Here is a 19,983-nt window from a genome sequence, read left to right on the forward strand (position 1 = left end):
CTCAGTAGCCCCGCTTCAATGCATTCTGCTCAAACAAACGTGGGGGCACGTCTGCTCCGTAGTCCGTGTTGTGGAACTGGATGCGTGTGGAATGACCGGTCTTCTTGTTGGTGGCCTCGATATCAGTGATGGCCCAGATGCCGTCAATCTTCTCAATACCGCGTGCGTGCACCGTCTTGAGAAAATTACCCCTTACGTCCCAATATTCGGTCAGTCGTGGAATCCACAAAGATGAATCGATACGGAACACCACCCGCCCATAGCCCAGTGCACGACTAACCTCCTGATCAATCGGAGTCGCCTCTACTTTCCAGGTAGGATGACCATCTACCTCCTCTTCACCGAGTAGTGAGAATCGGTAGTCCTCGGCAGCAATCTTGCTCTCTTTCTTGATTTCTTCGTAGGTGAAGTCGGTCCCCAGAAAGTAATCGCCGCGATCGGACGCAGAGATCCGTCGAACCTTCCTCAATGCCGGCAGATAGAGCCATTGATCATCTTCTCTGGCCTGGTCCTCGTAATCCCACGTCAGGAACGCAGTTCCCGCAACGGTTGCAGGCTTTGTATAGAAGATTGCCGTCTTCTTGGTCTCTCCGAAGTAGCGACGAAACGCCCGGGTATGTTCTTCACGAGTGTTACCACGGCGATCAGTCAAAGTGATGATCATATCCCGTTGAACAGAAACACCCTCAGGGCGGTCGTTCATCTGTTGGATAATCTCATCGACTGCAGGCGCGCCCTCACCTGCGACGGCTTTGCTGGTCAGCGCGGCCGCTGCCAAAAGCGCTAGCAGGATCATTCCGGTTTTCCAGAAACTCCCGCTTTGGCCGAGCATGAATTTTGGCTGAAAAATAAGAGTAATCGCGGGAATCAAGAGCAGGCTGGCAACAAACGCAACCGATACAGACAATGCCACCAACATTCCGAAGTTCACTAGGGGAGGAACCTGGCTGGTCATCAGAACACCGAAACCCAGAGAGACGGCCAGAAGGTTAAACCAGAGTGCGCGCCCGGTGGACACGAAGACACTTGAAATGCGCTGAATGCTGCTAAGATCCCCAGGCTTTGACATTGCTTCCCGAAGTCGGTCAATGGTGTGGATCGCAAAGTCCACGCTCAGGCCTATGGCAATGGCGGCGAACATGGATGTTCCCACGCCGAGCCAAATACCTTTTGCACCCATGACGGCGTAGATCACCAGGATGGACAATCCAACCGGAATCGCTGCCATCATGCCGGCGATGATTGACCGAAAGAGGAGTGCGGCCATTAAAAATACAGCCAGAAATGACACGATTACGCTATTAACATGGCTGTCAGCAATGCCATCAATCCAGTGGTAATCCACGTTAATCCGGCCGCTTATTTGCGCCGTCACTTCGCCATCAAATTCAGCGGAGAGGTAGTTCTCGATCCGTGGAATGAGAGAGCGGCTGACCTGATAGGACCCTGTTTTCAGGCTTGCTCTGACCAACGCTGTTTTGCGCTGGGAATCCACGCGCTCCTCGAAGTCAGTCGGATCGCCTGATGCCGTGTACAAGAGAAACAGCTGGGCAATGAGATTCTTGTCATCCGGTAAGGCGTAGTATGCTGGATCATCCTCATGGACGGCTTTATTCATCTGCTTGATGTAGTCAGCAATGGAGGTTGTTCCATGAACCTCGGACTGCCCTTCCAAGAAGCTCTGCAGCTGACTGATATCTCTCAACACGGACGGATCGTAAATTCCCTCTGCATCAGGTGCTTCGATCACTACGTCCAGATAGTAGGTTCCATCCATCGAAGCATTGATTGCCTTATCAGCGACGTAGATCGGTTCATGTGGCTGAAAATTTTCGATCCTTTCCTCGTTGATCACCACGTTTGAGGCTCCCACCACTGCAAGGCCGCCAAGCAGTAGCCCTCCCGCAAGGACTTTCTTCGGATGCTTCAGAGAGAGTGAGCTCAGTATATTCACCAAGCCTCTGTTTGGAATCAGGCTGTTTTGACGCTGGAAAAGCCTGCTAGGCCGCGCTTTGAAAAAGGACAGCAGTGAAGGCGTCACGAAAAGTGTCAGAATGCCCGCAATCAAAACCGCCACGGCACCGAAGATGCCAAAATACTGCAGCGGCGGCATATCATTGGTGGGATACAGAGCCAGAAACCCAGCCGCTGTTGTCAGGGTGGTCAGAGTAACCGGGCGCCACATGTTGGCCATTGCCGTAGCAATCGCATCGGAATGGGGCAACGCGGGGTCAGCGGACAGAATTTCGTAATATTCAGAGAAAATATGAATGGAATCAGCAACGGCAATTCCAATCATGCAGACGATCAAGCCGTTGGTGATGACATAGAATTCTGCTCCGCCGACTGCCATTGCCCCCAGCGTTCCGGCGACAGTGCCCGCAACAATCAGGTTAGGAATAATGGTTGCCCGTGGGGTAAAAAAGGCTGCGATCAATACAATAGTAATAATGAGACCTGCCAAGGGGTTCAACCTTTTCGCATCACGGTCAATGTACTCAGACAGAAAACCGACGATGGCACCCTCTCCTGCAACATAGATTTGTTCCTGCCCCTTTGGTGCCCGCTCAATGAGCCCCATTACAGCCTGATAGGTCGCTTCAGCCTGCCCCTGATCCAACAGCTCGGCTACGATTAATGTCATGGAGCCATCGGCGGCAACCAGGCTGCCGTCGTAGAGAGGAAAATTCTTAACGCTGTTTTCAATCCATTTGATGTGAGCCCCATCGAGAGGGCCATCAAGAAATTCCCGAACCTCCATTCCAAAGGTATCCCCCTGGATATTGGACTCGGTCGCCAGGCTAGTGATGCCCTGAGGGTCAATATTCGGCACGGATATCAGCTGATCACTCAACCACTGCACCAGTTTCAGGCTTCTCTCGTTGTAGATCCCTGCCGCCCCATCGTTTTGCACTGCAATCACCATAGGATCTTTCAGGTTGAAAATTTCTTCGACAGCGCGCCGATAGATCAGCGCCGGTTCGTTGTCGTCGATAAACGCATCGGCCTGGGTGTTCTTTTTTAACTCCCCAAGCTGACTGCCAAGGCCACCAACAACAATCAGTGCCGCGATCAGCGAGAACCAGCGATACCGAATCAGACGTTTGAAAAACAGAAACGCAGTTGAGCGATGCTCCTGATGTCCAGCCATCACCTCCTCCTAGTGTATATACACTTTAAAAATGTTTAAAAAAGGCGCTTCGACGCCCTACGCTATTCACTTTTTCCTATGCTCAGATGCTTATCAGGGCCGGGCGGGGTGAATGGATAAACTTCACGATCTCGCCAATCACATCAGGGTTCTGCAAAAGTCGGCTATGACCATACCCACTGGTCTCGAACAACCGGCTGCGCGGGAAAACCTCATTCAGCGCCTTTGATTCAATGACTGGCACCTCTTGATCCATAACGTCGTGAACCAGCAACGTGGGTTGCATGATTGCTGGTGCGAGCGTGACCAGATCTAACCGGTTAACATCCAACCCTACCGTTGTTTCCATACCACGGATGAAAAGTCGTTTACTCTTTTCGCCAAGATTCACGAATCGGGCAAACCGGTTCAGTACCCCCTCAATCGTTGCCGGGCCTGAAACTAGTACCAAACGGTCGAAACAGCTTTTCATTGCTTGTACATACACCAGCGCGGCCGCGCCCAGGGAGTGCCCGATAGCAACATCAAAGGGTACTCCCACGTAATCACGTGCTTCCAGAACGGCTTCAATAAACCGCCCGGGATGCGATTCTTCTGCGTGAGATTCCCCATGCCCCAGAGGATGAACCGCATAAATGGTGTACTCATTCGGATCAAGCTGACTGATCAGATCTTTGAATTGCCCGATCCAGCCAGACCATCCGTGCAACAGCAGCATCTTCTTCTGACCGTTGCCGTGGATGGACAAAACGCTTCCTCCACTCAATTGCACGGCCTGATCAAACAACGGAATCGATGACCTCCGTCGTTCTTCTTTAATCCGGGGACTGGTCATTAGCTTGACAGCTTTTCGAGCCGCTCCCAGGGGTGACAATCGGCTATATATGCCAAAAAAAGCTTGCAGCAAGCTTAGTGATACACTCATGTGACCTTCCCTCCGACTGAACTTCAACAATGTGGTATGACTCGGAATCAACTACGGACTCTCAAATTCCATTTGTTAAGTGTATATACACTACAATAGGTAGCGCAAGAGGAAATTTCGTGAATTTGATATTGATAAATGCCGAGGAGAAGGAACTGATTTACGCCATTCAACCAGTGGCAGTAGACATTCCCGTTGGGTGAACCTACCATAATGCATATACACTTCATGAAGCAGGAACCGGTAATGTCCGAGCACTTATCCGACAGCCATAATACGACGCCTCTGGATGTCGCCCAAACGTGTGCGGCGCTGTATTCAAGGGTGTTTTCAAGGCTGGTAACCCGCCACTATAACAACAGCCTGTCGGAAACCGGTCTTCGCATCACTCAGTTTTCCATATTGAATGCCATCAAATTATCACCACCAAACTCCATCAACGAGCTTGCGGATCTGCTTGGCATGGAGAGAACATCACTGCAACGGACTGTCGAAAAGCTGATAGCCAAAGGCCTGCTCCAATCTCAACCTACAGGCCACAAACGCTCTTTGGGCCTGTCACTCACGACTAAGGGCGAAGAAATATTCCAGCAAGCATTGCTCAAATGGGAAGAAGCTCATGAGGAGTTTACCAGCCTGGTTGGAGAGGATGACTGGGCGGAAATGGCACAAAAACTCTGGCGATACAGCGGCAAACTTAAGTCCACACTCTAGACTCGCGGATTCGCAGCCACTAGATATCGAGGACCAGAGAATTCCCCTTTGCGCGCGAAACACACGGGCACATCAGGCCCCCGCTATCGCGTTCGAAGGGTGAGAGTGCTTCATCCCAATGCTCTGGTTCGCCAGCAAGAACCTTGACGGCGCATGATTTACACTGGCCAACACGGCAGCTGTTTGGAATCTCGACACCTGCATCCAGAATGGCATCCAGAAGTGTCTGGTCCGGTGTGACATGAAGCACCTCTCCGGATCGCAAAAGCGTCACTTCAACCGGTCTGGCGTCGGCTCCAACCTGCGCATCAAAGCGTTCGAAGTGAACGCGTTCCCGATCGATTCCGAGTTGGTTCGCAGCGATGAGTACCCCATCAATCAATTTCGCGGGGCCGCAGACATAAACTTCGGCGTTGGCAGGCGCGCTCGCCAAAACTCTTTCGAGATCCATTCTCTGCCCGAGATCTCCAACGTAACTGGTCATTCTTGGCCCGAACTCCCTTTGTAGTCGGTCAAGGTAGGCCATTGCAGACGCTTTCCTACCGGTGTAATGAAGCTCGAAATCAACAGTCTGGTTTTGCAGCGCCTGAGCGATCGACTTTATAGGTGTGATACCGATACCACCGGCAATCAGGACAGCTGGATTTGTGTCAGTTTGGATATCGAAGTAGTTGATTGGCAGGGAGACCCCCAAAACGCTACCTAATTGATAGTTCTTGTGGATCCAGTCCGACCCTCCCCGACCATCGGGCTCGCAGAATACCGCAATCTCATAAACGTCTCTGCGGTTTGGATTGGAGGCAATGGAGTATCGGCGGACCTCGTTTGTACTGCTGCCCAAAACAACGGGCACTTCGATGTGCGCCCCTGGCTTGATTTCTGGTAGTGGTTCTCCGGAGGGCGCTCTTAGCTCAAATGCCCGAATCCTGTCAGCGAGTTGTCGCACACCAGTTACAATCAGCTCAAGCTCCCCCTCCCCGATCTTAGAGATATTCGGCGATGCCAACTGCTCTGCCCGGGATCTCAGATCGCGATTCTCTTCGCGCTCCAATTCGATCAGCTTGTCCACCTCGGCCTGGCTGTAACGAGGCGTAATATGTTGCGGGCAATTCCAGTCAAACGCCTCGATGTGAATGATCATTCCCCGCTCCACGCGAGCTCGATAACCATCATCTTCCAGACGCACCATTTTGGGGGTGTCATCGGCATCCACGAGCTCCATCCGCCCAAGCAGTTTCAGCCGGACGCGATTCGGATAATCCATGAAAAACACAGCTACCCGATCATTTTTCAGGACATTCCCTGTCGTGACGTACTGTCGGTTACCGGAATAGTCGGCAAACCCAAGCGTCGACTGATCGAGAACCTTCAGAAAACCTGCAGGCCCGCCACGATGCTGCAGATACGGCCATCCGGTCTCGCTAACGCTCGCCATATAAAAGCTGTCTCGGGCTTCAATGAAGGCCTTTTCGCGCTCACTCAGCAGGTTATTATGATCAGGTCCCGAGTCCATGGCCGCATAACCCGAGCGACTGCCCATTGCCTCCTGGACCCGCCTAACCGTCTGAGTAAAAGCAATCTCCGCAAATTTATGAGCCATGGTTTTCTCTCTTGGTTCCAGATGATCTTTATGGAAGGCCGAGACGCTGCTGCTCTATCAAACAACGCATCCCGGCCACCAACGCTAGTGGCTAAGCTCAAGTTCAACAGACGGAAAATCAATCGCGACCCGGCTGGCTTTGCCCAAAATGTTGGTAAGAACGTTCATACCAACGTGTGTGATGATTTCTACAATGTCTGCCTCTGAGAAGCCTGCATCCCGGACCTCCTGAAGCTCAGCGTTGGTCACGTCTCCGTTGTGTTCGGCAATCGCCCGCGCAAACTTCACGGCTGAAGCGGCCTTTGCGTCCCCGCTGCTACCGGCTCTGTTGGCCTCAATCTCCGAGCCACTGAGTCCCGCTTTCCGACCAATCGCCGTGTGAGCAGAGACGCAGTACTGACAAGCGTTTTGCTGAGCTACGGTCAACGCAATCCGCTCTCGGGTTTGCAGATCCAGGCTGCCTTCTTCTGAGATGGAATGCAGTCCCAGAAAAGCCCGCAGGGCCGAGGGGGAGTTTGCAAACACCTTCAGAAAATTAGGCACCATACCTAGCTTCCCCTGGATAGCTTCTAGTAACTCCGCCTGCTCAAATGTTGCATTACCTTTTTCAACGACATTAATACGGCTCATAGCTCCAATCCTCTGATGATTTGTTGAGCGTTCCGGTGTTATCTCGGAACGTGCTATCACTATGGCTGTTTCTGGAGAATTGGAGAATAATCGCAAAAGACAGAACATTATTTCGCTTGGAGTAATAATTGAATGGACCGAATTCATCAGATGCAGGTGCTGGTTGCCGTCGCAGAAGAAGGAGGCTTTTCATCGGCGGCTCGACGACTGAGCCTCTCAGGGCCGGCAATTACGCGCGCCATTTCCTCCCTGGAAGAAGATTTGAACGTTCAGCTTTTTAAGCGCACAACCAGGCAGGTCCGGATTACTGAAGCCGGGGCTCACTATCTGGAAGATGTCAAACGGATCCTGTCCGATATTACAGATGCAGAGGAAACCATCTCGGGAACAGCAGCTGCGCCAAGGGGACATCTTGTGGTAACAGCCCCCGCAATGTTTGGTCGCCTTCACGTGATGCCCGGCATTGCAACGTTCCTCAAAAAGTTTCCGGACATGACCGTCGACGCCCTCTTCCTTGACCGCATCGTTGATATGCTGGAAGAAGGTGTAGACGTGGGCGTGAGAATTGGCCGATTGCCGGATTCCAGCATTCGAGCCAGGAAAGTTGCGGAAGTCCGTACGGTTCTGGTCGGTTCCCCTGACTACCTGGTGGCCAAGGGTATTCCCCGCTCACCAAAAGATTTGGCAAATCACGCGCTAATTGCAGCCAGAACAGGAAACTTCTCTCCAGCCTGGAGATTTAGTGCTGAAAACCGGGAAATCAGCGTAAAAGTAAGACCGAGACTGACCGCCACATCGAATGACGCTGTTATCGAAGCAGCCGTTAATGGCCTCGGGATTACTCGGGCACTGTCCTATCAGGTAGGACCCGCTGTTGCTGACGGTAGACTGCAGGTTGTCCTTGAAGAGTGGGAGTTGCCGCCAATCCCTGTGCACATAATCCATCGTGAAGATCGAACCGTTCCTGTCAAAGTTCGAGCATTCATTGACTGCCTTTATGACAGCCTAAAAAACGCGCTTGACTGATTCAGTAGATACTGACTCGCTAGGTGGTAAAAGCATACCCTCAAAATTCTGGCTTGGGCGGCGAGCTCCAACCAATGGCAGTCGTTCCCAGGCAGTGCTAATAATCAGCAAACTCCGACACCATGAAATCAAAGACTCGCCTGATTCGAGGGTTGGTTCTCAATTCATTGTGGGTAACTAGCCATAGGTCCATGGTGATCAGAGGAAGATTCGAGATAACGACACGTTCTACTAGGGGTTCGTTATCTCCAATTTCTTCTACTGTGGCACTAATGGCCATACCTTGTTTGACCAATTCCCACTGAACAATATGGCTATTTGAAATAACTGGAAAATTCTGTCTAGTCAGACTAAAGCCCTGCGAATTGAGCAAAGTCATCAGACGGCCTGGTTTCTCAGTATCGATGAAGTTCGCCTTGTTCAACTCGGCGATCGATGGAGGATTTCCCAGTTGCTGCAGATAACTTTTGGCTGCGTAGAGATGACCTCGAACACTGCACAGTCTTTTTGCAATTAACTCCGGCTGTGTCGGACGAACACTCCGGATCGCAATATCAGCCTCTCTTCGATTGAGGTCACGTTGTTCGTTAGTTGAATATATTTCGATTTCAATGCCAGGCTCCAGCTCCCGTAACGCCTTGATCATGGGTGGCAGCATAAACGTGGAAAGGAGCTCTGAAGCGGTGATGCTAACGTCGCCCTCGATTAAATCCGATTTACCCGAAGCCGATAAAGAAAACTGGTTAGCGGCATCACCCATGAGCCGCACATGTTCTAACAATTTGATGCCATTGGGCGTTAGCTCAAGGCCTCGACCTCGTCTGGTAAATAAATCGAATCCAATTTCACTCTCCAGGGCCGCCACCTGTCGCCCCAAGGTAGGTTGCGTCATTCCCATTGACCGGGCTGCCGCAGCCAGGGAGCCTTCTTCCGCCGTTACCAAAAAAGCCCGAGCACGGTTCCAGTCGAATGTTATTGATTTCCAATCCATACAAATATGCATACCTGAAGTCCAAGTTTCATTGTATTGCTTTTATTTATGTCTTGGTAGGATTCTTGTCCAGAAATCACATTCACAGGATAAATAGAGATGAAATCTCCTGCCCTTGTACTACTCGTAGCAACGCTATCACTCGGCGGATGTGCAAGCCTGATTCAAACTGCCTCTATCTCCGAAGCATATAAGCACTATAATCTTCAACAATACGAACGTACATTGGCGCTGATCTCCCAGGCAGAAAACGCAGACGCGATGTCGGCTGAAAAAAAAGCCGAATTGACTTACTTAAAAGCAAAGACTTACGAGAGGCTAGGTAAGAGCGAGATCGCTTACACCCATTACGAATACTTGGCGCGGGAGCACGGCAATTCGCAATACGGCTACCTGGCTGTCAAGCAATTGAATGCACGTTAATCAACTCCAGTCATCCAATCTTTAGTTAACTTTTACCTGGGACTTTACAATTGAAGGACATCATTGTTTGGGCAATACATACCCCCACGGGAACGCTCGTCTTGGTGACAGCTGTCGTTGCCATGTTCGCCAAGAAAGGCAGTGCACTTCATAGAAAAGCAGGTTCTTGGTTTACTGTATCTATAATGATCATGCTGACTTCTGGTATTGCAGCCGCGTACCTCAAAGATTCCATCATTGACATGATGTTGGGTGCGTTCGTGATGTATACCGTGTTTACCGCCTGGCTAGCCGTTCACCATAAAAAGAATGAAACTGGTCTCCTCGAAGTAATTGCTTTGACATGGGTTGTCGGTTTCGCCATTACTGCATTTTCTATCAGTATAAGTTGGCGCGGGGTAGAAGCGCCCCTTGCCTATCTGATCTGGGGTGGTTTAGCGATTCTTTGCGCATTCGGGGACATCCGTAACCTTTACCAGTCAGGGCTTTCTGGCACTCAACGCATTATTCGGCATGTCTGGCGCATTGGCTTTTCACTGGTATGGGCGGCTTTAGCATTCACCGACAAAATCGTGAAAATGCTGGGCGCTAATCTTAAGAGCATGCAGGAAGAACAGCTGTTACTCATCGTTACGATACCAACCATGGTCATACTTATCACCATCTTATATTGGATAGCCAAAATCCTGTTTTTCTCTCACAAGAGATTCGCTGGTTACGGTAGCTAAACTTTGACGTCCGCTCTGGGTCGTTCTGAGAAACTGAGGTTGACACACAGGGCAGCTCCCTAAAATTGGGAAAATAAATCTGTCCCGATTTTCCTTTTCAATTGCGACATTTTGGAATTTCAACATGATGACGGCGTGCCGGTGCTTCTGATGACCGGGAAATTTAGTTCTTTTTGTGGTCGTCTGACCGTAGTGGTTATTCAAATTTGAGCGGTGAACAACTGCTTCGATCTCGATGTAAGAAAACGAAAAGGCTCAGCCTGGTAGGTTTCACGCTTCATAAACCGAGGTGTTTTGTACTGATGTTAGAGAGATTTAGTTCTGAAGCGGCGCAAAGGACATCCAAATAGGATGTTGCCTCAGTCCAGACGTGCCACGCTAGCAAGCTTTGTCCACGAGCCATCGGGGAGCGAGCGCTCGAAAGACCCCGCTCCTCCCAAGACAGCTACATTGTCGTGATGCTTCCCTTAGATTGGCTGGTCCAGGCTTGCCCATCGCCGCGACGGGACGTAGTGGTCGACGTTCCACTGCCGGTGGCGCCTTCAAATGCACCACTACCGCCCATTACTGTCCAGGCCACCGGTTCCCCTTCTTCACCAAGCATATATGAGTAATATATCATGTCGCCGTTGTCCGAAATGCTTGTGCAATAGCCAGCGCCTCCAGCCTGTCCTGAAGCAAGGACGCCCTGATGCCCAGTGCACCATTGGCTTGATACGTCGCCGTTTGCCCGAACCACGGTTCCATGGTTTCTCATGAGCGTTCTACCTTTTGTCCCATTCGGCATCTCTACAGCTTGTCCCTGTGAAATCTGTACCCAGTAGATCGTGCCTTCGACATTCATGGTATCTGCCTGGGCGGTGAACACTAAACAGATTGCAAAAGCGCCAATGGCGCCGGTGTATAGTTTTTTCATGATCGCGATCCTTATCAGTTTTTATCCGTTTTTGTAGGACTTCCCACGCAGGAATCGGGATGACCTGCATTGGCGCATTGGTCTCAACAAAACTGCGGCTGAAGAAGGGTCGCGCTAGCACACTCCATTGATACGCGTGTTGACGTAGTTAATTAACAATTGCACATATTTTTGGGAACGCAAGCTGGTAATCCGAAACCGGCGCACGACTCTAAAGCTCTGGTCAAAAGCCACGTCAAACTCGCCCTCGCTGGGGGCATCAGCGCCTTGACCCCGAAAACCTCGGATAAGTTTCGCCGCCTGCGCCGTGTGAGTAAAATAGCTTAGCCAACTGCCTGCTCATCCATTCGGGCCACTTCGTGGCCAATAGCCAAAACCTCATTAACGAGTTCGTCGGCTTCTTTCAGCGTTGTTCTTGCGCCTATAAAACACGGCCGAATCGCCAGCATGCCGTCGACCATTGTTGTGCTGGGAATGGCATGCCCGCGCTGCACCATGCGCCGATGGATGCGACCGTTCAGTTCGCTCAGTTCGTTCAGGTCGGCCCAGCGGTCACTCAGGTACCGGAACCCGCAAATCGAGAGGGTGGGTGCTGACACGCTGCCCGTTTTGAGACGAAAGGTAGATAGCTCGATTACAGCAGGAAAGGTACGCAAAAATTCGGAAAGTCTGTTGTTAGAGACTGGTGCAGTCGCCGAGGCTTTGTTCTTAAAGCAGTCCTTTTTGCCAGCCCAAAATGGGCCGTTCTTTGGTATCATCGCTTGCAGCATGCGCGCCCTTGAAATGGAGCCGAAGGCGCAATGTAGAAGGCGTTGCCGTGCCTGCACTTGATGCAACATTATAAATCACCAGCATCTGTCCCACCCATCTGCTCCAAGTAATGTCATCAGTGATCAACTCGGTCATGAAATAACCCACGTTTATTCGGCTGGTCTTGCCAGCATCAAATATTACGCTTCGTGTCGGCGATGCATGCACTTCGTAGTCAGATACTTCAGCTTCATCAATCAAACCGTCGGGCCGCAATGCCACCCATTCAACAAAACCGTCATGTGGCCCAATTTGGGTCCGCAAATATTCAGCGGCCTGCTCATTATCGGTGTAATTGGGGGTCAGATGAACATTATTGCTTGGTGAAATGCTCATCTGACCCCAGTTTTCCGCTACGATCAGACAGTCCAGCGGCGCGGGTCACGCAGGCGCTAAGGGCTTGCCCCTCATTTTATGAGGTAAGACCGGTTAGTGAAGTGCCAGGCCACCTAACTTTTTCAGGAGAAAAAAATGTCGGACACCAACATCGAACTTATTTCCACCATTAGCGAAGACAACAAACTGGAACTTGCCCTGCGCGAGATCGAGATTCCCCAGCCCGGCGAAAACGAAGTGGTCATCCGCATCGAAGCCGCCCCTATTAACCCATCTGACCTGGGAGTGATGTTCAGCGCGGCCGATATGACGACTGCCAGCCAATCCGGTAGCGCCGATCGCCCAGTCATCAGTGCCGATGTCCCGGCCAAGTTCATGGGTGCCGTTAGAAAGCGGGTTGGCAAGCCTATACCCGTAGGCAACGAAGGGGCCGGTACAGTCGTCGCTGCGGGCTCATCAGCCGCTGCGCAAAGCTTGATGGGCAAAACCGTTGCGGTAATTGGCGGTGGTAGCTACCGCAAATATCTCTGTGCCAATGTGCAAAGCTGTCTGGAACTAGAGCCGGGTACGACTGCAGCCGAAGGCGCTTCAAGCTTTGTTAACCCGCTGACGGCATTGGTCATGGTAGAAACCATGCGCGCTGAAGGTCACAAGGCTATCGTTCACGCTGCCGCCGCCTCTAACCTCGGACAAATGCTCAACCGCATCTGCATCGCCGACGGCATCGACCTGGTCAATATCGTCCGCAAGCCAGAACAGGAAGCATTGCTGCGCGAATTGGGTGCCAAATACGTGGTTAACTCCAGTAGCGACAGCTTTATGGCAGACCTGACCCAAGCACTGATCGAAACCGGCGCGACTATCGCGTTCGACCCTATTGGTGGCGGTAAATTGGCTAGTGATATTCTCACCTGCATGGAAGCCGCCGTCGCTCGCAACATCACTGAATACAGCGTGTATGGATCTGACATCTATAAACAGGTTTATATTTATGGCGGGCTTGATCGCGGCCCCATCACGCTAAACCGCAGCTTTGGCTTTGCCTGGGGTGTGAACGGCTTTTTATTGTTTAATGCGTTAAGAAAACTGGGCAAGGAAACCACCATCGCCATGCGCAAACGCATAGCCGCCGAGATCAAAACCACGTTCGCCAGCCACTACACTCACGAAGTATCCCTGGCCGGTGCTTTACAACTGGATGCGATCGCGGTTTACGGCAAACAGGCTACCGGAGAGAAGTTCCTAATCAAACCACAGAGCTAACGTTTGATCTCTGGCCGCAAGGCCATCCTAGGCTGCTGGAGTCAGATTGACTCCAGCAGCCGGAATCTCTTTTCGTGCTGTTTAAGATACGAGCTGAGGTCAGTCTGTTGTTAGAGACCGGTGCAGTTGCCGAGGCTTTGTTCTCCCAGCAGCAATTCTCGGCGTCGGCAGCTAAACGTGGCTTTACGCCTTGGTAACCAAATGGAAGTATGGAATTGGTCGGGAATGTTCCGTCAGAGTGCTTCACTGGAAGGTCTCGAAGTATCTCCGACAATGGTTGCTGTTTTATTGGGTAGTTCAGGTCAGTACCGGGGCACATGAAACTGGCGGTTTTGCCTTTGAGTGAGCGTAAATTACGATCCAGAAGGGCCAGACTTTACTATTCAGTGAAGTCTTCCGATGGCGGTTTACTCGGTCAGACATCTGAACAATTTAAGCAGCACTGAAAGGTTCGATAACAGCCCAGTTCTTTTAGAAGTGACAGCAGTAACGGGGTAAAACCTCTTATTTGCCATACAGCATTTGATGGGCTCGCAGGATGGGTTCATTGACCATTAGCGCTCGTTTGAGTCGTGTTTGAAGGGATGGCGCACCAGCCTCCACCTGCAGCAGTGCCGAATGCGCGGCACACAGCGTTGTTGCCGCACCCCAGTCGGAAAACAGGGTCTGTGCCCATTCCCGGAATTCCCTCGCCGCTCCCGCACGTTTTTCCAGCGCAAGCGGCAGCGTGGGATGCAGACTCACAAGGCCTTTCGCGCCCAGCCTCGGGAGCCAACCGGGCAGCTCTGCGTACCCAAAGGTATCGTCCACGTGGATCGCACCCGATTCGGGATGGAACACCAGCACGGATGAGAAGTGCACATTTTCGTTGTCGGAAATGAACACAACGCCCCGGGGCACTGAAAACTCCAGGTCATCACGGTACTTTTCATGAAGGGCATCGTGCTCGGTGCATTCGGATTCCCAGGGTAAATTCGGGAACCGGTTACGATGCCGGGCTGTGCCGTAGAGTTTCGCATGGGGGTAAAGCTCGTGCATTCTCTCGACATTAACGGTGTGGAAGGGATGTACATTGAGAATGGCCTCTACCCTGGCACCGCCAACAATCGAGTTGATCGTCTCCTGCTGATAAGCATCGAAAGCGTAAGCGTCCAGGAACACGAAGTTGCCACTGGCAAGCTGTACCAGGGAGGCCTGCGTTCCGATATCAATACGCCCCCCGAGCTTGAACGACCCGCGAATATTCCAGAATGTGTCGGCCACCTTGATGATGTAGTTGTTCATCCCTCTAGTCCCCTCGTTACATGTGAAAAAATCATAATTGATTGAATAAATTGCATATTGGGTTAGTTACACTTTTTCTGGTTTTTCACTACATTTTCCTCTGAAGACTGTGACGTTTTGCTGTCCAAAATAGCGGCGAGGGGACATGTCAACCTCATATGGACAGCTCTTTAAAACGTTAACCTCTATTTGCCCGCTCCAGCGCCTTTCGTGCTGCCGGTAACGTTGGGAAGTTTACAGCGGTACTTGTCTCACCCTCTGGTGCTTCCGAAGTGATGGGGTTGATGTGGACAGCTTCCGGCGGTAACGCGGCCCTTGGTTTCCATTGGCAGAAGCGTTCTGGATGGTCTTTGTAATACCGATCCAGCGTTGCTTGTCGCACCTGCCTCACGGTCTTATAATTGCCGGTGTAGACCTGAGCCGTTGTAAAGCCAGCCAGCCCGCTGTGATGGTGTTCGTGGCTGTACCAGCAAAAATAGTCCACCGCCCATAGACGTGCAGATTCCGGGCTGTCAAAGCGTCCGGGAAAGTCGGGTTGCGTTTTGAGTGTTTTAAACTGGCTTTCACTGAATGGATTGTCATTACTGACTCTGGGGCGACCGTGGCTGCAGACCACACCCACATCGGCCATCAGATCAAGAAAGTTCTCGGCGATCATTGGCGATACACGGTCCAGCAGCTTGTGATAGACCTGATACGGCGTTTGATCACAGAACTCAGGCTCGTTCATTCGCTCACGTATCTGCACCTGTTCCGATGTTGAAAGCGCTCTGGGTTGCGGCGTCGTTTTAAGAGAGCGCCTGGCTGGGTCTGGAGCTGTGCTCTGACGTCGTCGCCATGCGTATACGGTGCTTCGGTTCAGTCCCAAAGCCTCAAAGGCAAAGCGGAACGGAATGTGCGCCGGGCGCGCCTCAAAGACGGTCATGATGGATCGCTTCCATTGTTCGACAGATCGAGCATCAACAAGGCTTTTTTTTGGAGATCCACACAGTCCTCCGTCACCCGCAAACGGTGCTGCGTCTTAGCCAGCTCTTTCTCTAGCTGCTCAATGCGTTTCTGATCCGGTTTTTTTGATGCTTTAGGCCCCGGTGCAGACTTGAATAAAGCAGCCTCGTCCCCGACTTTCAGCTGCTTACGCCAATCCCGCAATTGTTTGCTGTAGAGGTTTTCACGGCGCAATAAAGGGCCGAGTTCCCCGTGGCCGCATTGATCTGCTTCTGCCAGTATTCTCAGCTTGTACTTCGTGGAAAACCGACGACGGGTCCGCTCCTCCAACTGACTGTCTGGCAGAATGTGATTATCGGGTATTTGTGACTCAGGTTTTGGCATTGCTTACACTCCTCAATCCGCGCCCTGAAATCTATGTTAACTCATAGACCGGGTGTATGGACTGAGGTTGACAGACAGGGCTAGCATGGAGGTGCTTCATGAGCCGCAAGAAGACCCCGGCTTATACCGAAGAGTTTCGGCGGGTCGCCCTTGTCGCCTGCATGAGAACAATGATTGTGGTGCTCAATACCATGATTAAAATCAGGAATCATGGTGTGGCGATATGGCTTAGTTTGGTGAGTCGACACCACGGTAACGTGTAATGCGGCCGATGGATTGAGGCGCTAGATGTCCGAGTTACCCATGACTTCACCGTTCTGTCTATCTGCAAACCAGGCTTCTAGAAACTCTATACACTGAACAAGTTTTGCCGGTACAAGATGTCGAGCAGGATATAAAGCATAGAGTGTTAGGTTAGTTTTTTTCGAATCCGACAGCACTTCGATAACCTCGCCTTTCATCAGCGCTTTTCGACAGACAAAGTCCGGGACAAAGCCAATGCCGAGGCCCTTTTTAATTGCCTCCATCATAAAGATCGTACTGTTAACACGCAGTGTCCCTTGAATAAGAATACCATCTTCTATCGGCCAGACGTTCTTGCTCTGAAAGTAGCTATACACAAAGCAATTATGATCTTTTAAGTCTCGCGGCAGGGTAATGGCAGGGTGCGTTTCAAGATACTGGGGCGAAGCAAGAACTCGGTAGTTGAAATTGATCAGCGGTCTGCCAACATAGTGCGAATCAACCGGACGGCTCGATGCGCGGAAGCCTAAATCAAAACCCTCTTTCACTAGGTCAACGCTCTCATCATCAAGATGAATATCCAATTCAATGTCGGGATAAGCCCGCATGAAATCTGCAAACAAGGATGATAGGTGAGTAATACCTAGCGCCATGGGTGCGTTGATCTTTAGTTTGCCACGAGGGTACTGCTGGATATCTTCTACAAAATTGTCAGCGTCATCGAGCTTTTCCAATATCTCCCTAGCCCGTTGTAAATAACCTTCACCAACATGAGTCAGCTGGATATTGCGGGTTGAGCGATGCAGCAAGCGCGCGCCCAGCTCGTCCTCAAGACGTCTGATCTCTTTGCTGACCATGGATTTCGAACCATTGATCTGCTCAGCTACTCGGGTAAAGCTCCCTAGGTCTACCAGCCTGACAAACAAGCTAATCGCTCGTAGCTTATCCATCAATGAAGCCCTGCCCGATTGATACACAGAGTGATAGGTGGGGTGACGCAATCATCTTTGTTTCCAATTTTAGAACAGATAGTTCTTATTATAGCGGTATATAGAGACAGTAAAAAGATCTACAGTTCATTCCGTCGCTGCTAGCAAGATCAGAAGCAGGGTCTATTTACTTGAACACTATGAACCCCTAGGAGAAAACTATGTACACACTTTACTACCTACCCGGCGCCTGTTCGCTAGCAACACATGCGGTCTTGCATGAACTGGATCAGCCCGTTGAAATTGTCGACGTACAGCAACTGAGTAATTTTACTGACATCAACCCCGTCGGTACCGTCCCAGTACTAATTGATGGCGACAGTACGTTACGAGAAGGCGCCGCCATTTTGCTGCACCTGCTTAATAAACATAAAAACCACATGCTGCCCACTAGTGGTGCCAGCCGTGAACAGGCTATCGAAGATATTTTATTTGCCAATGCCACAATGCATCCCGCCTATAGCCGCTTGTTTTTTATCGCCCAGCACATCACCGATATACACGCCAGAGAAACCGCGTTTACTGCCGCTGCCGAGGCCATTAATTCGCTGTGGCAGGTTGTTGAGCAACAACTGGCAGGACGGGATTATCTTGGCGGTGAGCGGGTTTCTGCTGCCGATTTCATGCTCGCAGTATATTCCCGCTGGAGTGCACATTTCCCTGTCACGATTACGCAAGGTAGCAACACATCACGAATGTTAGATGCGGTGCAGGCAATGCCCAGCTTTCAGCGTTCGCTTGCCGCCGAACAAACCCGGTCAGCCGCTTAAGACAGGAGCAAGCGCATGACCTCTATCAATGAATTCGAGTTACTTTACGACATAGTGCAGGACTATTTTGACGGCCTGCACTATGGCGATGTGGAAAAGCTACGCTCTATTTTTCACGCCGATGCATTCTTGAAGGCACCGGGTTCGCGTCGGAGTCTCGAGCAATGGCTGTCGGCAGTCGCCAGTCGCCCGGTCCCTTCGCAGCAGGGGAGGTCTTATGATTTCAAGTTATTATCGATAGAGGTCATCAAAGACCAGGCCATGGTGAAACTGGAATGTCCGTTATTTGAACATCGTTATATCGATTTCTTAGGCCTGCTCAAAGAAGATGGGTGCTGGAAGATCGTTACTAAAATGTACACTGATTTAAAAGCAGAATGATAATGGAAACGCTAAAGATAGAAATGGTTCACGACGTAGTTTGCTCCTGGTACCCTATAGGGTACAGCCATATGAAAGAAGCACTTCACCGGTTAAATATCAAAGCTGACTTTCATTTCTTACCCTATGAACTTGACCCTGATATGAGTGAAAAGGGCGAGTCAATCGATCGTTTTTTTGAGCGTCGGCACCAGTGGGATCAGTCTAAATTACTCAACTATAAGGAAAATGTTACAGCGGTGGCCGCGTCGGCTGGTGTAAGTATCGATTTCTCCAAGCGCACCCATTACTACAACAGTGGCAAGGCGCATCAATTGATGCACTGGGCTGAAGGCTATGGTCGTCAGCAAGAACTGAATGAGCTATTGATAGATGCCTATTTCAAGCACGGATTGGATATCGGCGACCCGTTGATACTTATAGATCTCGTCGAGCAATTAGGTCTTGATAGCTCGAAGGCAAAACAAGTGCTGTGTTCAAGTGTTGTCGATAAACAGCTGCTGCTTAAAAATCAGCGTATACAGCGGTTAGCGGTGCAGAGTATTCCTGCCTTTGTTGTTAACGATAGCAAACTGATCTCCGGATCAAAGTCGGTTAACGATTTCGAGCAGATCTTAAAATCTATACAGCGATAGATTATTTAACCAAACTACTAGAACCAGAACCATCAAGGAACAAATCATGCCATATGTCAACATTAAAGTAACCGATGAAGGTGTCACCAGCGAACAAAAGCAAGCCCTGATCGCAGGCGCTACAAAATTAGTTGTGGATGTACTTAATAAAAGTCCGACAACCACCTTTGTCATTATCGAGGAAGTGAACACCGATAATTGGGGCATTGGCTTTGAGCAAGTCACTGAGTTGCGCAGGCAAGCGTCAACGTCGCCAGCAGATAAAACCTAAACCACCCATTTTCCAAAACTTCGAGCACATTAACTGAGAAGGAATGGCAATGAACTATTTAGTCCAGCCCATATTTTATGTTTTGCTCATGTGTGTCGCAGGGTTTGGGATCCCTGTTATGGCGGCTTTAAATAGTGGCTTGGGGTCAAAGCTTGATAGCCCAGCGTTAGCGACCTCTATTCTGTTTATAGTAGGCGCTGTCGCTTCACTGACGTATTTATTCTTTTCGGGTGGCATTCCTAAATCTCCCGTTGAAAAAACTATTCCCATAGTATTTTATATGGGGGGCCTGTTTGTCGCATTTTATATTCTCAGTATCACATGGGTTATACCAAAACTTGGTGTTGCTAATGCCATTTCGTTAGTGCTATTAGGGCAGCTTCTCTCGATGACTGCTATTAACCACTTCGGCCTATTCGGCGCCCTACAAAACTCAATTTCTGGTCAAAGTTTGGCTGGATTAGCTTTAATGATTGCTGGTGTATTTCTTACTGTTGGTCGTTTTTCATCATGAGTTGTATGTACTCCATAGGCCCAGGACCTATAAAATTATAGACAGCAGCGGCAT

Annotated in this window: 23 protein-coding genes; 11 read left to right on the forward strand and 12 right to left on the reverse strand. The window is 50.5% G+C overall.

The window, feature by feature from the left end; all coding sequences use genetic code 11:
• Position 1: 1 nt before the first annotated feature.
• Both MRBBS_RS16145 and MRBBS_RS16150 read right to left on the reverse strand, forming a co-directional pair.
• Entirely contained in the window at positions 2-3,151 is a 3,150-nt protein-coding gene (locus tag MRBBS_RS16145) for an outer membrane lipoprotein-sorting protein (protein ID WP_014872652.1), read from the reverse strand.
• A gap of 82 nt (positions 3,152-3,233) precedes the next feature.
• The gene (locus MRBBS_RS16150; RefSeq protein ID WP_083847078.1) at positions 3,234-4,076 is read right to left on the reverse strand and encodes an alpha/beta fold hydrolase; all 843 of its coding nucleotides are present in this window, start codon (positions 4,074-4,076) and stop codon (positions 3,234-3,236) included.
• Between the two features lie 246 nt (positions 4,077-4,322).
• Between MRBBS_RS16150 and MRBBS_RS16155 the strand changes: the two genes are divergently transcribed.
• Positions 4,323-4,790, forward strand: coding sequence for a MarR family winged helix-turn-helix transcriptional regulator (locus tag MRBBS_RS16155; RefSeq protein ID WP_014872654.1), 468 nt, complete (start codon positions 4,323-4,325; stop codon positions 4,788-4,790).
• Between the two features lie 19 nt (positions 4,791-4,809).
• On the opposite strand, the gene MRBBS_RS16160 is transcribed toward MRBBS_RS16155, so the two are convergent.
• Together MRBBS_RS16160 and MRBBS_RS16165 are read right to left on the reverse strand one after the other, a co-directional pair.
• Positions 4,810-6,390, reverse strand: a complete 1,581-nt coding sequence (locus MRBBS_RS16160) for a 2Fe-2S iron-sulfur cluster-binding protein (RefSeq protein ID WP_014872655.1) — start codon at positions 6,388-6,390, stop codon at positions 4,810-4,812.
• 84 nt (positions 6,391-6,474) lie between these two features.
• Positions 6,475-7,020, reverse strand: coding sequence for a carboxymuconolactone decarboxylase family protein (locus MRBBS_RS16165; RefSeq protein ID WP_014872656.1), 546 nt, complete (start codon positions 7,018-7,020; stop codon positions 6,475-6,477).
• A gap of 132 nt (positions 7,021-7,152) precedes the next feature.
• On the opposite strand from MRBBS_RS16165, the gene MRBBS_RS16170 reads away from it, so the two are divergent.
• Positions 7,153-8,046, forward strand: a complete 894-nt coding sequence (locus MRBBS_RS16170) for a LysR family transcriptional regulator (RefSeq protein WP_014872657.1) — start codon at positions 7,153-7,155, stop codon at positions 8,044-8,046.
• 97 nt (positions 8,047-8,143) lie between these two features.
• Here MRBBS_RS16170 and MRBBS_RS16175 read toward each other — a convergent pair whose 3' ends face one another.
• Positions 8,144-9,037 (reverse strand): LysR family transcriptional regulator, encoded by an 894-nt coding sequence (locus MRBBS_RS16175; RefSeq protein WP_014872658.1) that lies wholly within the window; start codon positions 9,035-9,037, stop codon positions 8,144-8,146.
• Between the two features lie 99 nt (positions 9,038-9,136).
• Between MRBBS_RS16175 and MRBBS_RS16180 the strand changes: the two genes are divergently transcribed.
• Positions 9,137-9,460, forward strand: a complete 324-nt coding sequence (locus tag MRBBS_RS16180; protein WP_041635342.1) for a hypothetical protein — start codon at positions 9,137-9,139, stop codon at positions 9,458-9,460.
• A 50-nt stretch (positions 9,461-9,510) separates the two neighbouring features.
• Positions 9,511-10,188 (forward strand): hypothetical protein, encoded by a 678-nt coding sequence (locus MRBBS_RS16185; protein WP_041635343.1) that lies wholly within the window; start codon positions 9,511-9,513, stop codon positions 10,186-10,188.
• A 445-nt stretch (positions 10,189-10,633) separates the two neighbouring features.
• Here the strand turns inward: MRBBS_RS16185 and MRBBS_RS16190 are convergent, their stop codons facing one another.
• The 3 genes from MRBBS_RS16190 to MRBBS_RS16200 form a co-directional block, all read right to left on the reverse strand.
• A complete protein-coding gene (locus MRBBS_RS16190; RefSeq protein ID WP_041635344.1) occupies positions 10,634-11,104 on the reverse strand; it encodes a hypothetical protein in 471 nt (156 codons plus the stop codon).
• A 323-nt stretch (positions 11,105-11,427) separates the two neighbouring features.
• The gene (locus tag MRBBS_RS16195) at positions 11,428-11,703 is read right to left on the reverse strand and encodes a hypothetical protein (RefSeq protein WP_014872664.1); all 276 of its coding nucleotides are present in this window, start codon (positions 11,701-11,703) and stop codon (positions 11,428-11,430) included.
• 109 nt (positions 11,704-11,812) lie between these two features.
• On the reverse strand, positions 11,813-12,250 hold the full coding sequence (locus MRBBS_RS16200; protein WP_014872665.1) for a hypothetical protein: 438 nt from the start codon (positions 12,248-12,250) through the stop codon (positions 11,813-11,815).
• Between the two features lie 135 nt (positions 12,251-12,385).
• Here MRBBS_RS16200 and MRBBS_RS16205 point away from each other — a divergent pair, with 135 nt between their 5' ends.
• The gene (locus MRBBS_RS16205; protein ID WP_014872666.1) at positions 12,386-13,513 is read left to right on the forward strand and encodes a zinc-binding dehydrogenase; all 1,128 of its coding nucleotides are present in this window, start codon (positions 12,386-12,388) and stop codon (positions 13,511-13,513) included.
• Between the two features lie 504 nt (positions 13,514-14,017).
• Here the strand turns inward: MRBBS_RS16205 and MRBBS_RS16210 are convergent.
• The 3 genes from MRBBS_RS16210 to MRBBS_RS16220 form a co-directional block, all read right to left on the reverse strand.
• Positions 14,018-14,797 carry a hypothetical protein gene (locus MRBBS_RS16210; RefSeq protein WP_014872668.1) on the reverse strand — a complete coding sequence of 260 codons (780 nt, stop codon included), beginning with the start codon at positions 14,795-14,797 and terminating at the stop codon, positions 14,018-14,020.
• Between the two features lie 178 nt (positions 14,798-14,975).
• A complete protein-coding gene (locus tag MRBBS_RS20515; RefSeq protein WP_014872669.1) occupies positions 14,976-15,722 on the reverse strand; it encodes an integrase core domain-containing protein in 747 nt (248 codons plus the stop codon).
• Complete coding sequence (locus MRBBS_RS16220) at positions 15,719-16,126, reverse strand: transposase (protein WP_014872670.1); 408 nt, start codon at positions 16,124-16,126, stop codon at positions 15,719-15,721. Before MRBBS_RS16220 ends, MRBBS_RS20515 begins: the two co-directional genes overlap by 4 nt.
• A 98-nt stretch (positions 16,127-16,224) precedes the next feature.
• Between MRBBS_RS16220 and MRBBS_RS19710 the strand changes: the two genes are divergently transcribed.
• Entirely contained in the window at positions 16,225-16,389 is a 165-nt protein-coding gene (locus MRBBS_RS19710) for a hypothetical protein (RefSeq protein ID WP_014872671.1), read from the forward strand.
• A gap of 21 nt (positions 16,390-16,410) precedes the next feature.
• On the opposite strand, the gene MRBBS_RS16225 is transcribed toward MRBBS_RS19710, so the two are convergent.
• Positions 16,411-17,319, reverse strand: a complete 909-nt coding sequence (locus MRBBS_RS16225; protein WP_014872672.1) for a LysR family transcriptional regulator — start codon at positions 17,317-17,319, stop codon at positions 16,411-16,413.
• Positions 17,320-17,519: 200 nt separating this feature from the next.
• On the opposite strand from MRBBS_RS16225, the gene MRBBS_RS16230 reads away from it, so the two are divergent.
• From MRBBS_RS16230 to MRBBS_RS16250, 5 genes are read left to right on the forward strand one after another with little or no spacing between them, the layout of a single operon-like run.
• The gene (locus MRBBS_RS16230; RefSeq protein ID WP_014872673.1) at positions 17,520-18,128 is read left to right on the forward strand and encodes a glutathione S-transferase family protein; all 609 of its coding nucleotides are present in this window, start codon (positions 17,520-17,522) and stop codon (positions 18,126-18,128) included.
• A gap of 15 nt (positions 18,129-18,143) precedes the next feature.
• The gene (locus MRBBS_RS16235) at positions 18,144-18,509 is read left to right on the forward strand and encodes a nuclear transport factor 2 family protein (protein WP_014872674.1); all 366 of its coding nucleotides are present in this window, start codon (positions 18,144-18,146) and stop codon (positions 18,507-18,509) included.
• A 23-nt stretch (positions 18,510-18,532) separates the two neighbouring features.
• Complete coding sequence (locus tag MRBBS_RS16240; RefSeq protein WP_050996749.1) at positions 18,533-19,144, forward strand: DsbA family protein; 612 nt, start codon at positions 18,533-18,535, stop codon at positions 19,142-19,144.
• Positions 19,145-19,190: 46 nt separating this feature from the next.
• Positions 19,191-19,415, forward strand: a complete 225-nt coding sequence (locus MRBBS_RS16245) for a 2-hydroxymuconate tautomerase family protein (protein ID WP_014872676.1) — start codon at positions 19,191-19,193, stop codon at positions 19,413-19,415.
• A 49-nt stretch (positions 19,416-19,464) separates the two neighbouring features.
• Positions 19,465-19,929 carry a DMT family transporter gene (locus tag MRBBS_RS16250; RefSeq protein WP_041635347.1) on the forward strand — a complete coding sequence of 155 codons (465 nt, stop codon included), beginning with the start codon at positions 19,465-19,467 and terminating at the stop codon, positions 19,927-19,929.
• The last annotated feature ends 54 nt before the right edge of the window (positions 19,930-19,983 follow it).

It is taken from the genome of Marinobacter sp. BSs20148, from assembly GCF_000283275.1.
In the GTDB taxonomy this organism is placed as follows: domain Bacteria; phylum Pseudomonadota; class Gammaproteobacteria; order Pseudomonadales; family Oleiphilaceae; genus Marinobacter; species Marinobacter psychrophilus.

Bases quoted from the DNA above. Each gene is read 5' to 3' on its own strand.
- MRBBS_RS16200 (WP_014872665.1), bottom strand. From the start codon at position 12,250: ATGAGCATTTCACCAAGCAATAATGTTCATCTGACCCCCAATTACACC.
- MRBBS_RS16165 (WP_014872656.1), bottom strand. From the start codon at position 7,020: ATGAGCCGTATTAATGTCGTTGAAAAAGGTAATGCAACATTTGAGCAG.
- MRBBS_RS20515 (WP_014872669.1), bottom strand. From the start codon at position 15,722: ATGACCGTCTTTGAGGCGCGCCCGGCGCACATTCCGTTCCGCTTTGCC.
- MRBBS_RS16210 (WP_014872668.1), bottom strand. From the start codon at position 14,797: ATGAACAACTACATCATCAAGGTGGCCGACACATTCTGGAATATTCGC.
- MRBBS_RS16205 (WP_014872666.1), top strand. From the start codon at position 12,386: ATGTCGGACACCAACATCGAACTTATTTCCACCATTAGCGAAGACAAC.
- MRBBS_RS16150 (WP_083847078.1), bottom strand. From the start codon at position 4,076: ATGAGTGTATCACTAAGCTTGCTGCAAGCTTTTTTTGGCATATATAGC.
- MRBBS_RS16220 (WP_014872670.1), bottom strand. From the start codon at position 16,126: ATGCCAAAACCTGAGTCACAAATACCCGATAATCACATTCTGCCAGAC.
- MRBBS_RS16190 (WP_041635344.1), bottom strand. From the start codon at position 11,104: ATGAAAAAACTATACACCGGCGCCATTGGCGCTTTTGCAATCTGTTTA.
- MRBBS_RS16225 (WP_014872672.1), bottom strand. From the start codon at position 17,319: ATGGATAAGCTACGAGCGATTAGCTTGTTTGTCAGGCTGGTAGACCTA.
- MRBBS_RS16180 (WP_041635342.1), top strand. From the start codon at position 9,137: ATGAAATCTCCTGCCCTTGTACTACTCGTAGCAACGCTATCACTCGGC.
- MRBBS_RS16250 (WP_041635347.1), top strand. From the start codon at position 19,465: ATGAACTATTTAGTCCAGCCCATATTTTATGTTTTGCTCATGTGTGTC.
- MRBBS_RS16160 (WP_014872655.1), bottom strand. From the start codon at position 6,390: ATGGCTCATAAATTTGCGGAGATTGCTTTTACTCAGACGGTTAGGCGG.
- MRBBS_RS16175 (WP_014872658.1), bottom strand. From the start codon at position 9,037: ATGGATTGGAAATCAATAACATTCGACTGGAACCGTGCTCGGGCTTTT.
- MRBBS_RS19710 (WP_014872671.1), top strand. From the start codon at position 16,225: ATGAGCCGCAAGAAGACCCCGGCTTATACCGAAGAGTTTCGGCGGGTC.
- MRBBS_RS16240 (WP_050996749.1), top strand. From the start codon at position 18,533: ATGGTTCACGACGTAGTTTGCTCCTGGTACCCTATAGGGTACAGCCAT.
- MRBBS_RS16230 (WP_014872673.1), top strand. From the start codon at position 17,520: ATGTACACACTTTACTACCTACCCGGCGCCTGTTCGCTAGCAACACAT.
- MRBBS_RS16170 (WP_014872657.1), top strand. From the start codon at position 7,153: ATGGACCGAATTCATCAGATGCAGGTGCTGGTTGCCGTCGCAGAAGAA.
- MRBBS_RS16235 (WP_014872674.1), top strand. From the start codon at position 18,144: ATGACCTCTATCAATGAATTCGAGTTACTTTACGACATAGTGCAGGAC.
- MRBBS_RS16155 (WP_014872654.1), top strand. From the start codon at position 4,323: ATGTCCGAGCACTTATCCGACAGCCATAATACGACGCCTCTGGATGTC.
- MRBBS_RS16245 (WP_014872676.1), top strand. From the start codon at position 19,191: ATGCCATATGTCAACATTAAAGTAACCGATGAAGGTGTCACCAGCGAA.
- MRBBS_RS16145 (WP_014872652.1), bottom strand. From the start codon at position 3,151: ATGGCTGGACATCAGGAGCATCGCTCAACTGCGTTTCTGTTTTTCAAA.